This window comes from Mesorhizobium sp. B2-7-2, from assembly GCF_006440775.1.
In the GTDB taxonomy this organism is placed as follows: domain Bacteria; phylum Pseudomonadota; class Alphaproteobacteria; order Rhizobiales; family Rhizobiaceae; genus Mesorhizobium.
This window is the reverse complement of sequence record NZ_VFTZ01000047.1, coordinates 1-12,190: the sequence shown is the minus strand read 5'-3', so window position 1 is coordinate 12,190 and position 12,190 is coordinate 1. Positions and strand designations below refer to the sequence as shown.

The 12,190-nt window shown below is 56.8% G+C and carries 6 protein-coding genes and 4 pseudogenes; 2 read left to right on the top strand and 8 right to left on the bottom strand.

The window, feature by feature from the left end:
* The 4 genes and pseudogenes from FJ425_RS31825 to FJ425_RS30980 all read right to left on the bottom strand — a co-directional run.
* Positions 1–194 (bottom strand): annotated as a pseudogene (locus FJ425_RS31825) (hypothetical protein); the annotation flags it as partial.
* 323 nt (positions 195–517) lie between these two features.
* Positions 518–802 (bottom strand): acyl carrier protein, encoded by a 285-nt coding sequence (locus FJ425_RS30990; RefSeq protein ID WP_084016206.1) that lies wholly within the window; start codon positions 800–802, stop codon positions 518–520.
* A gap of 21 nt (positions 803–823) precedes the next feature.
* Positions 824–6,241, bottom strand: coding sequence for a type I polyketide synthase (locus FJ425_RS30985; protein WP_084016208.1), 5,418 nt, complete (start codon positions 6,239–6,241; stop codon positions 824–826).
* Positions 6,242–6,665: 424 nt separating this feature from the next.
* The gene (locus tag FJ425_RS30980) at positions 6,666–7,373 is read right to left on the bottom strand and encodes a 4'-phosphopantetheinyl transferase superfamily protein (protein ID WP_084016210.1); all 708 of its coding nucleotides are present in this window, start codon (positions 7,371–7,373) and stop codon (positions 6,666–6,668) included.
* Between the two features lie 399 nt (positions 7,374–7,772).
* Here FJ425_RS30980 and FJ425_RS30975 point away from each other — a divergent pair.
* A pseudogene (locus tag FJ425_RS30975) lies at positions 7,773–7,987 on the top strand (biotin/lipoyl-containing protein); the annotation flags it as partial.
* Between the two features lie 519 nt (positions 7,988–8,506).
* Here the strand turns inward: FJ425_RS30975 and FJ425_RS32250 are convergent.
* Positions 8,507–8,644, bottom strand: coding sequence for a hypothetical protein (locus tag FJ425_RS32250; RefSeq protein WP_245322136.1), 138 nt, complete (start codon positions 8,642–8,644; stop codon positions 8,507–8,509).
* A gap of 319 nt (positions 8,645–8,963) precedes the next feature.
* Here FJ425_RS32250 and FJ425_RS30965 point away from each other — a divergent pair.
* Positions 8,964–9,237 (top strand): annotated as a pseudogene (locus FJ425_RS30965) (DDE-type integrase/transposase/recombinase); the annotation flags it as partial.
* Between the two features lie 106 nt (positions 9,238–9,343).
* On the opposite strand, the gene FJ425_RS30960 reads toward FJ425_RS30965, so the two are convergent.
* The 3 genes and pseudogenes from FJ425_RS30960 to FJ425_RS30950 all read right to left on the bottom strand — a co-directional run.
* Positions 9,344–9,529, bottom strand: a complete 186-nt coding sequence (locus tag FJ425_RS30960; protein WP_140700809.1) for a hypothetical protein — start codon at positions 9,527–9,529, stop codon at positions 9,344–9,346.
* A 13-nt stretch (positions 9,530–9,542) separates the two neighbouring features.
* Complete coding sequence (locus FJ425_RS30955) at positions 9,543–10,721, bottom strand: Xaa-Pro peptidase family protein (RefSeq protein ID WP_084016212.1); 1,179 nt, start codon at positions 10,719–10,721, stop codon at positions 9,543–9,545.
* A 509-nt stretch (positions 10,722–11,230) separates the two neighbouring features.
* A pseudogene (locus tag FJ425_RS30950) lies at positions 11,231–11,791 on the bottom strand (IS66 family transposase zinc-finger binding domain-containing protein); the annotation flags it as partial.
* Between the last annotated feature and the right edge of the window lie 399 nt (positions 11,792–12,190).

The following is a 12,190-nucleotide window of genomic DNA, read 5'->3' as shown; positions in this document are numbered from 1 at the left end:
GCCGGCTGGAGCGCAGGTTCGCCCAGCATGACAACATCCGCCCAAGCTCCTTCGACGGTTTCTGATATGACGGGAAACTCGAAAGTAGCTGAACTAAACAGCGAGCCGGACGGCGGCGCCGGCGGCGCCACGCTGGGTGGCAAGGCAGGTTCCAAACCCAGAATTCCAAGGCAGCTCTCGATTTGCGACGTCATTCTGGCCTCCAGGGTCGTGCAGATACATTTGATGTGCATGGTGTATGCGCATTCATCAAATATCGACTGTCGCCGCCGACCACCTGGGTGCCAAATGTCCATGTGCGGTAGCAATTTCGCAGATCCAGTGGTTACAGCCTGACAGAAGAGTCCGATTTTGGCATTCCCTTTGGGAAGTGTGCGTCGAGTCTGGCGCATGCGGACGGAAGATGGTCCGCTCCCAGTCTCGCCGAAGCCAGAAACAGAGCTGTGTGTTCAGCTGCGTCTCCGCTCTAGACCAAATGTTCTCCTGGGACATTCAGTCTAGCAAGTTCGAGGTGTCCTTATTTCGACGGATGGTTACGGATGCATATTCGCTCGTACAGGTCGCCGAACGTCGCCGCCTCAATTATCTCATCCAATTGCGGCGACCTCCAATTGTTGCTTTTATCCAAATTAGCTTGGAGCTCTGCGGCGATAAGGCTGTCTCCCCCAACATCAAAAAAGTTATCGTCCAAGCATATTTCGTTATCTCCGATAATATTTTTAACTTCATCAAGAAAAATTTTCCTCGGATCATCGTTGCTAAACATGTTTAGTTTTCCTGGTTCGACTACTTTTTCTGCCATAACCCTTTTCTCCTCTTATTACTACTCGTCTGGCGTCGTGAACTCTTCTCCCCTTTGCTGTTCTCGCTCCCCGGACTGCCGCGGAACCGTCCGCCTCGCAAGCTGATCGTCCGGCCAGCATCGGTGACCGTCGAATGAGTACGTTGGAAGGGAAATGCGACGGCGAGTACCGAACGGTTCCAATTGATCACTGGCCCGTTTCCAATCCACCGCAACACCCGCGGCCCAGAGTGCCCCAAGGCATTCCAGAAGGACATGGCGGTCAGTGGATTGTTCATCGTTCTCGTCGCGCGCGGCTGGGACGATCGATGGAATTCGGGTCTTCCGGTCCTCTGAGTTGATTGCTCCCTGTGCCAGACGCGCCAGATTTCGTGAGGGCCCGATGTCAACGAGTGCAGCTACACCAGCCGCGACAACGGGCTTGAGAGCACGATCAAATCGGAGAGGCTCGATCGCTTGCCTGCTCAAGTAGGTGTCCTGCAAGGGTATTTTCGCTTCATGCAGAGCTCCTGAGTTGAGAGCAATGGCCACATTCGGCAGGCCCTTTTCGAGTGTACGGACCCGCGCGTCGATGGCGTCAGTCGCTCCTTTCATCAGCGGCGAATGGCTGGGGACGCCAGCTGTAATAAGGAGGTTGTTGGTGATCTGTCGATGTTCGAGACTTTCCTGAAGCCTTTCCAGAAGTTCCCGCTTGCCGGTGAACACGACGTCGGTATTTGAGTTCACGATACCGACGCCGATCTCGCCAGCTTCTGCTCGATCACGCCAAGCGTCCTCCGTGAGGATACGCTCAGCCTCGCTCGGGCCGCATCCGGCCGCAAGCATAGCACCATCGATACCAATATTTGCCACCGCACGGCTCCGAGCGATCGTCAGCTCAACAGCATCTTCCACTTTTAGAATGCCCGCTAGGGTAGCCACAACGTATTCGCTCATGCTGTGTCCGACGAGATAAGCGGGCTGAACTCCGAACAGTTCTAGCGAACGCGCCATGGCGAATTGCACGGAGAAAATCATGACACTGATTTCTTCGAAGGAAGCCGTCCGGTATTTGTCGTCTTCCCCAAACATGACCGTCTCCAGGTCACGATCCAGGAGCCGGCGACAAGCGGCCGCACAAGTCAGGAAAGCATTGCGGAAGTCCGGCACGTGATCGAACAGATCCTTGAACATCCGCGGGTGCTGCACTCCGCAGCCCGGCAGCATGAAGCCAATAGACGGCGAGGAAAAGGTCCGATCAGCTGTACGATCCCCTTCTTCTTCCAACCTCGCGATGGCCGTGCCCAAGTTGCGCGCCACCACAACGGTTCGATGCGCGAAGTGGCATCTCGCCACGCGTAGTGTATGAGCGACGTCACCAAGATCGATGTCGCGGTTGCGCCGCAAGAACGCAGCTAGATTCAGGCAGGCCCGGCTTAGCGCTGACGGGGTCTTTGCAGATAGGCAAAGGGCGTGAGATCCCCGTGCAATCGATCCGGGCCAAGCCCTTGCATTGTCGCTGTCCCATTCCTGCAGCACGATATGGCAGTTGGTTCCTCCCATACCGAGTCCAGTAACTCCGGCAGTTCGTGAACGTCCCGGCGGACGGGGCCAAGGTCTAAGCTGCTCATTGATGAAGAAAGGCGTGTCTTCCAGTCCCAGATCTTCATTCAGCCGATTGATTTTGATTGTCGCTGGGATTACTCCGTGCTGAAGCGTGAGAGCTGTCTTGATAAAGCTCGCGACCCCTGAGGCGATGTTGGCATGGCCGATATTCGGTTTAATTGACCCGAGCGCACAGGCGTTCGCCTGCCCCGCGAAGACATCTGCCAGTGCGCGGACCTCGATTGGGTCGCCGACCTTGGTGCCGGTCCCATGAGTTTCGATATATTCCACATCTTCAGGGCCAAGTGCCGCGGAGGCAAGTGCTTGGCGCACAACTTCGGCCTGGCCTCGTGCGCTAGGCGCCGAGAAGGATGATTTGGCGCGGCCGTCGTTGTTAATGGCACATCCTTTTACCACCGCGTGGATCGAGTCGTTCGCCTCAAGCGCGTCTTCAAGGCGCTTGAGAACGACAACCCCTACCCCATCTCCGAGCACCGTGCCACTTGCATCGGCATCAAAGGCCCGGCACACACCGTCCGAAGAATTAATGAAGTCCTTGACAAACTGATACCCCGCTTGAGGGAAGGTGATACTCGAGCCCCCTGCCAACGCCATGTCGCAATAGCCGGCCGCGAGCGACTGAGCGGCGACCGCGATCGCCACTAACCCAGTTGAGCATGAGGTTTGCACCGCAATGCTTGGGCCGTTAAGGTTCAGCATGTAGGACACGCGCGCGGCAAGGTAGTCCTTCTCGTTGCCGAGCTCCGTCAGGAAAGCGAGTGGCGCGTTGGTGGGATCGCTGAGGCTGCCCTTCAAATGGTGCAGTAGATAGAGTGGGGAAGAAGACCCTGCGAACACTCCGGTCCGGCCTTCATGCTGGGTTGGCGCATATCCGGCCGACTCAAGTGCCTTCCAGCAGCATTCGAGAAACAGCCGATGCTGCGGGTCCATTAACGTTGCCTCACGCCTCGAGAGGCTCCAGAAATCCGGATCGAAAAGGTCCACATCGTTGAGATGGGCGCCCACGCGCACATAATCCGGGCGATTCAGGACAGCTTCCGCAATGCCTCGGGCCTTGAGCTCCTGCCTGGAGAGCGAGGTGATCGAGCATACCCCCTGGCAGAGGTTCTCCCACAGCGCGTCTACCGTCTCCGCGCCAGGAAAACGCGCGGCCATACCAATCACCGCAATGTCCATACTGGGGCTGCTTCGACGGTCCAGCGCCTTCACATGCGCCCTACGCGCCAAGACTGGCGGTGTTTTGGGGAGCTTGCCGATTTGGGGACGTCCCTGCTCGCCAATGCGTTTGCGGAGAAGAGCCGCGAGTTCGTTAAAGGTCGGATTGAGGAAGACCTCCACTACCCGGAGTTGCACCTTCAGACTCTCACGAATCTGCGTGCAGAGGCGGGCAGCCAGAAGGGAGTGTCCGCCGCAGTCGAAAAAATTGTCGCCCAGATCGGCAGCTTCGGCCTGGAGAAGGTCTCGCCAGGCTGCGCGAAGTGCTGATTCGACCTCGTCGGTACCGGTCACCAGAGCGCACGACTCTTGCGCGAGCCCGCGAAGGCGCGACCGATCAAGTTTTCCGTTAGCCGCAATGGGCAATTCCCGTACCGCCACGAAATGCGCAGGTATCGCATAGTGCGGTAACTCGGACTTTAAATGCGCTCGCAAAGGAGCCTCCCAGCCTCTGCAACCATCGTGCAGCACCACATAGGCGACCAGTCGGTCCGGCTGGCCTGTCGTCGAATCGAGCTCAGGCAATACGGCGGCGGAGCGGACCCCGGCGTAGCGAAGCAAGGCAGCTTCTACAGACCCGGGCACGAGGCTGTAACCTCGGATCTTCACCATGAAAGCGCAGCGCCCGATAATTTCCAAGTGGCCACTTGGCAGCATACGACCAAGATCGCCAGTGCGGAACATCGTGCCATCTGCGCGAAACGGGTCGGGAAAGAACCTTTCGCGTGTCATCTCTGGGCTGCCGAGATATCCATGAGCCAAGACATCGCCGCCGACGAAGACCTCGCCCAAGAAGCCCATTGGGACGGGATCGCGTTGCTCCCCCAGGATATAGACACTGACATTGTACTGAGGCCTACCCACCGGCGCGACCTTTTGTATTATCGCAGGATCGACCTCGCTCAAGTCAATATGCGAAACATCACATGCCTCCGCTGCGCCGTAGTAATTGATGATTCTGATGTGCGGCAGCGCGTCCCTGACCCGCGCAAGCAACGCTGCTGTTAGTACCTCGCCTGATAGGTAGATCAATCTGAGATCGGGAAGGCGGGAGGGGAGGTCAAGGAAGCCGCTGCTGATAATCACGTCCAGCAGTGATGGGGTTAGCAATATTCTGGAAATTCGATTTCGCTCCAGGTACTCGACCAGCTGATGCGGATCGTAGATAACGTCATCGGGGACCAGATAGGCTGGAATCCCGGCGAGGATCGGCCGCATTATGTCCCCGAAGAGATTGACCGCCTCACGCTCACCAAGCGTGTATGGCAGCGCATGATAGCGCCACTGGTTGGCGCATACACTGCTTCGGTGGGGGCAGACAATCCCTTTTGGTTCACCAGTCGTGCCAGACGAAAATGAGATCTGGGCCGGCGCATCGATATTCACCGGTTGCGGATTGGCCGGGCTGGCCTTGCCAAGTTGTGCTTCCCAACCCTCGTCGAGCGACAGCGCAATACCGGACCAGTCAGGCGGAAGCTTGGCTGCGAAATGGTCGCTGGTGACGACGATTTCAACACATGCTTTCGCAAGTATTCGCTTTACCGCAGCGGCGGGCAATGCTTTGTCAAGCACGACGTAGGCCGCCCCTGTTTTTAGAATACCGAACAAAGCGACGGCGTATTCAGGTGAAGTATCCATCAGGATACCCACGCTGGAACCTCGGCTCTGACCATGTCCAAGAAGGTGCCTGGATAGAATGTCGGTTAGGTCGTCGAGTTCACGATATGTGATGGTCGTAGCCTCTGAAACGATGGCAGGACTGTCGGGGGTGAGAGCTGCTTGTTTGCGGAATCGCTCATGCAGCGTTAGATTAGTATAAGGGAAGACCTCGCCGTGTTGGATAGAAACCGGAAGTTGTCCCTTCACCTCGCTAACCTCGCGCAGGAGGCTGGACACCACCTGCTCCGTCATGGCATGGGTGAAAAAGTGATCGCCATCAAACATAATCCGGGCGAAGCGCGACGTCGTAAGCCGACGCCATCCGTCTAGGTCATTGGCATTGATTTCGTCCTCAACTCCGCCCATTGCGGTGATTGCCGCCTTGAGAGGCTTTGGCAGGTTTCGGTCGTAAGTCTCCGCAAGTTCGAAGTCGGCCCGCAGGGGCGGCAAAATGAAGTCCAATAGCAGTTTCTCGTTTGCCAGCGCCTTCTTGGGGACCATACCAAGGGTACGAATCACATCGGTTAGCTTATCATCGGTGTATGTATACATCGGCGGCTCTTGCGGGGGCAGATCCGCTGACGGGTGAGCAGACACGACCACATGGAAGGGAGATGGCCGACCGGCCTCCTCAAGGGAGCGGGCAATCTCGTAGGCCACGAGGGCACCTGCGCTATGACCGAAGAAAACGAAGGGGCTATCGCTGTATTCCTGGAGCGCCTCGATGACCATGGGTGCCAGTACGTCCATGCTGCGAATGGCGGCCTCCGCTGATCGTTTGCCGCGCCCGGGAAGATCCAAGCAAATAAGCTCAATGTCGTCAGGGAGATAGTCTGGCCAATTACGGAACGACTGGACGCTACCCCCCCCATGGGGGAAGCAAATTAGCCGATACGACGGCGCAAGTGAACTCTTTACAACACTAAGCAGTGTTTTTGACTTACCAGGAAGTTGTTCCATCTCTCAAGCCACTCCACCTAGATTCCGCCTGAAAACGCCTCTTTCTTAGCGGACATTTCTTTTTTATGAGGACTTCCAATTCGGTCTTTATAGCACTAGAAGCTGCCACTTCGACCTAAGCTTACGGCAGCCAAAGTAGCACGGTTATCTAATGTAGAATGTTAAGATGTATCAAACTTCAGTTCAGGCATCTGTTAAAAAGTGTTAAATATCATTTTGCACAACGATTTAATTTCTAATTTGATAAATTTACGCGAACGGCGCCATTGCAGTAACGCTGTCGACCCTTATTGCGCCCCTGCATTGCGTACTCGTGCAGCGTCCGAGCGCAATTCGGACACAAGCCTTTTTGGCTGTCCCTGACCTCAGACCTTGCTGTGAAGGTACCATTGTCCGCGACCTTCGATCATGAAGGTTCAGTAATTTATTTGGTATCCGGCTGTCCAAGTTGGTCAACCAATTGAGATGGCAGGGTGCGCATGATGATCTGCTGGGGACAAGGCGATGCTATATGCCCTATTAACTGCCCGCGGATTGGGAGCGCATTGAGATAATAATGCAGGCCACCAAATTCCACAACCTGCTCATCCCAGCCCGTGTGAAGCGTTAGCGGGTCCTGCTGGAGACCAAGACCTACGCATTTCAGTATAGCCTCTTTCCTGGTCCACAGCTCCAGGAACTCTCTCGCAGACTGTTTGCGCGTAACGTCTTCAAACCTCCTGACTTCTTGGTCAGTCATAATGTGGCGGGCCAATTGTCGGCAATTTGCCAAGGGGCGCCAACGCTCAATATCTATCCCAATCAGGCCCACGGCTGAAACGGCGACGGCGGACCAATCCTGGCTGTGAGACTGGCTCACTTCGATATCGCGCGCCGGCAATCGAGGCTTGCCGAACCGCGAAACGGTCATCTGGAGATCTTGCTCCGGAATATGCAAGTGCGCAGCAAGGATGGTTCGAAAAGCAAATTTTGCTTGAATGTATGAAAGCCGCAGATCTGAGTGGCGGATTCTTTCGGCCCGCTCCCGCTCAGTTGGGCTTAGCACTTCACGCATGTATGGCGTTGGGATTGTCAGCTGTGAATGCCGGAAAACCCAAACATCGATCGTACCAAACTGCCTCTGCGAATGCATTCGTCACAGCCTTTGGCTCGCTCCACCACATGCCCTTGCCTGATCAGCGCGAGGGTGAAGTCGTTATTGCTTCCCCCATTTACACGTCCACAGTGCGGTAATGGGGCGGGTCGTTACTGACTTGGGAAAGCTTCTACACTGCCATTGCGTCTCTGGGGTTAAACATTTAAGAAACAACTTAAAGATTTATAAGACCTCTTTGAGCTTCTTTTCATCAGTCGTATACTATATCTTTTGCTGCACCGAACTAGCACCACTAATGTTAACGCGATGTGATTGGCGGCCCGCCATTAGCGCCGTTCCGAAAATAGTTGAGTGATTTCAGCCGGTTGTGATTCCGTCGGATTTGCGAGCTTCGATGGAGATCACGATGGCCTGGACTGAAACCACCCGTGCGCATCGCGGCGCAAGGCTGAGCCGGGCAACGAGGCGCATGTCGGAGCACCGATGCGGGCGTCGTCTCGGCGCTCGCCGTTGCCGCCGGCCAGGCGGTCAAGGCCGGCGACGTGCTTTTGTCCATCGAGGCGATGAAGATGGAGACGGCATTGCATGCCGAGCGCGACGGCACAATCGCCGAAGTGCTGGTCAAGGCCGGCGATCAGATCGATGCCAAGGGTGTCCACAGCCTAAGAAGCACCTCAGCTATTCACTTAGAGGCGCTGAAGCTTTCCCGACGTCGGGCCGACGACCATCTCGTCTCCCGATGAGTAGGCAAACTGGAGTGCGGCAATACCGCGCTCGGCCATCTCCTCAAGATCACGCAGGCTCAGATTGCAGGCGAGAGATAGCAGCGCACCAGAGCAGGACCGCGGACTTGTCGAACTGACAGCCTTTGAACATTGCAACACTCCGAAAACGAAGGTTCCTTGCCACAGCACTGTAATCAAAAGTTGCAGCAGATCAATTTAGGCTCGTGCGCCTGCGCTCGACCCGGAAAAGGAGGCAGAGAATGCGACAGGGTTCATCTCGTTTCCGCCAACCGATGTGCCCGTCAAGGCCGGCGCGCTGACCGGTCATCTGGTCGAAGCCTGCTAAACGGCGAAGGTCATCTCCTCTAGAGGGAAGGTCCCAAACGGATCATGCTGCCGTCGCTGAAGCGTGATTGGCGGAATCTGTGGAGGTTGTGCCCTGTCTCATTTCCTTGGACCAGGTCGGCCCACCAACCCGCCCATGCCGGGTCCGATACCGAAGCCGTGGCTACTCATCCCGGTCGCGATAACCAGACCTAGGATCGCAGCGGCGCGATCGACGATAGGCACGACATCCGGCATTGCATCGATCATGCCCGCCCAACTCGCCTTGAGCGGCACTGTCTTGAACTGCAGGAAAAGCCCGTAATCCCGCGGTCGATGGGCGGAGTGCAGAGGCTTCGGGAGCGGGATTCCCATCTCCAACAGTGATACCGAGATATTCCGGCGCGCCAGAACAGCGCCGTAGTCACGCCGACAATGCCGCCGCCGATGACCACGACTTCCGAAGTCTTCGGCGGAGTCGCTTGAAACTGTACGGGGTGGCTTCGGTGAAGGGGAATATTGTCAAAGAATACTGTCCTTTTGGTACGCTACGGCGGTATCCGGCCTACAGACTTGTCTCGCCTGCGACACCACAAATCGCTTGCAGGATCGCGCCCGGTGCCTGCTGAAGCCGATCCGCATCTGCCGGAGCCATAGTTGAACAATTGGATCAATCAGGACCATCGGCGCATAAAGCACCGTGTCCGAACGATGTGCGGCTTCAATCCTCAGTAAGCGTCGGCATTATCCTGTCCGGCATTGAAATGTTTCACATGATGAGCAAGTGACAGGCCAGGGACGCCTTCAATCCGAATCCGTCGCTGGCCGGACAGTTCGCCATTCTCGCCGCCCGACCAGAAGCGCAAACAATCCTCCCTGCGTCCCAACTCAACCGTTGCAAAACCGATCCTAATCGGTTCGCAATTTGAGATACTCGATCCTGACGTAGCTGCCGCGTCAATCGCCCAGCCGCGCCTCGTCGAGCGTCGCATCGATCGGCGCTTCGCCGGCGACGCGTGCGGCCGCATGGGAGCGGATCGCGGCGACAAGCGCGCATTGCGTTGCCGCACCACGTGCAACTGCTGGAATCCCGCCGAAGAGGACGGGATCGACGCCGGTTTGCAGGAAGAGCTTGCCCCCCACAGTAATCCGCATTCTATTTGACGAAAAGCTCGCGCGCTGTCTTCGTTAAAGGGTCAAACCCACGATCCTTAACAGCAAAACTTTGGGTGATCGTGATTCCAACGTTGTCTAGCCACAGGCCAGGCATCATGTGGAAAACCATACCTGGCTGAAGAACTGTTTCATCTCCCTTGCGGATACTAGCCGTACGTTCTCCCGATGCGGGCGGAAATGCGATGCCAGTCGGATATCCAATTCGGGACTCCTTTTCAATCCCATGGCGAGCAAGCACTTGACTGAATGCGCTGAACACTTCTGAACAGGTCCGCCCAGGACGCACACTTTCGAGGCCGACGTTTAGGGCTTCTACAGCAATCTTCGACAGATTTTGGAATGCAGTTGAGGGTTTGCCGACTACGATTGTACGAGAGAGTTGAACTTGGTAGCGGTGCCGGCACCCCGAAAGTTCAAGATTAACAACAGAGGAATTCGGCACCGGTTCGTCGGTCCAAGCTGCATGTGGAGCGATTGAACGCTCGCCTATGCAAAGATCGGGAGGGCAAGCAGGGTAGTCACCTCCAAACTCAGCCGTACCCGACACTTGCTGGTGATAAATAGCTGCCGCGATATCGCATTCACGAACTCCAGCTTCCACCGTATCGATCACACATTGCATCGCCACATCTGCAAGCTGACCAGCTTGACGCATGATTGCGATTTCAGTCGGGCTCTTTATCAGCCGGAGCCATCCAACGAGTAGGTCAGCATCAACGAATTCCGCAAGTGGCAAAGCCCGGGTAAGATCCTGGTGAGCACGGGCGGAATAATAGTATCCTCCCATCTCGACGCCAACGCGCGCCTTCTCGCCCCCGACTTCCCTTACAATATCGGCCATAAAGGTGTAGGCCGATAGGAAGGGCGAATGAACATGCGTTTCGGGGTAAGCTCTGATGTTTTGATCGGCAAGATAGGTAGTCATTAATGCCGAAACGCGATCCATCAACCGGCCCACCCAAATAGGCTCGTCGTGATCGAGTGACACGATCACCATTTGCGGAGTATAGAACGAGTAAGCGTTATAGCCGGTAAGATAGTTTTGGTTAGGCGGCTCTGACAGAAGAAGGATCTCGATCCCTCTCGTCGTCATTTCTTTCTTTACCGCTGTTAGACGTGACTGAAACTCGGCAATCTCAAAATGCAGTTCTTTTAGCACGTTTTTCTCCTTCTAATTCAAATCAAAGCGACCGTCTTGGGTGGCATCATCATTTCCAGCGGTGTGCGTGGCACATCTGGAGGGAGAAGGGCGGAGCCCACCCCCCCCCGCGTTATGTTGACACGATCGGAGACCATTGGTCGGGCCTGCGATCCCTCGTCGTAGCTCGAACCGCCCCAGGTGTTGGGAGGGCTGGGTGCCGGTCGCCATTACCAGTGGAATGCGGCCAGGCTATAGGCTGACTTGTGGCAGCACAATTCGGATCTGGCAACAATGTATCGGCCGGTACCTCTTGCCACAGTGGGGATGTACCGCGTTGATCGAAGACCTTCACGTAGGTCCCACCATCGCGAGCTATCTCGATCATGAACACAGCTGAAACCGTACCGCTTCGCCGGACCATAGGAAATACGGTCGCTGCCGTCGACCTGCAGGACGCCGCGATAGCCATCCAGATGGCGGGCGACGCATTCGCCGGCACGGCTGTCCTCAAAGCGGTCGGCGACGGGGCTGATCGTCTCGCAGTCGCGGCAGGTGAACTTCTCCCGCACGTGCTGGATCACCTTCCATTGCCGCGGCACCACCTCCAGCGTCTCGGTGATATCCTCACCCAGCTTGCGTAGCCGATGACCGCCGCAGCAATGGCAAGCGGTCGGCGCCGGCTCGACCACGCGTTCGCGCGGCAGATGCTCGGGAAATGGCTGACGCGCCGGTCGTTTGCGCACATAAGGCACCACCTCGGTGGTCCTGGCCGCGGCCTGTTCGGCGGCGATCTCGTCTTCCGTCGCGGTGCTCTCGAGCTCCTCGAAGGTGAGCTCCATCTGGTCGTGCAGGCGGGCTGAGCGTTCAGAACTCTGACCATGCAGCGCCCGCTGCAGCTTGCGGATCGTCAGATGCTGATGTGCGATCAGCGCCGCATCATCCGATGCCTTAGCCCTGGCGACCGCCAGTTCGGCCTCGACCAGCGCAGCGCGCGCGGCCTCGTCTTCGGCTCTGGCCAGCGCTGCGGTCAGCGCCGCTCTGAGCGCGCCGATATCGTCCGGAACAGCATCCTGGGCGGTGGCAACCATGCCCTGGAGTGAATCATAAAACGCGCCCGCTGACTCGCGGAAAATGGCGCAAACTCAAAGAAAAACTCAGCCCGCGCGCTGCGGGCGGAACGTGTGGCGCGGGTTGCGCCAATCGATCCCGTCGAGCATGTAGGCGAGCTGCGCCGGTGATATGGAAACCGTGCCGTCCGCCGGCGACGGCCATAGAAACCGGCCCTTCTCGAGCCGTTTGCATACAGCGACATGCCAAGCCCATCATGCCAGATAATCTTGATCAGATTGCCGCTGCGGCCGCGGAAGACATAAATATCGCCGGCCTAGGGTTAGGTGGCGCGCCACCTAACCGTTCTTATGCATCGGGTGAGATTTTGTGGCGGAGCCGTCCTGGCGCCAGCCGAGGTCTGCCAAATCTGGAATCCT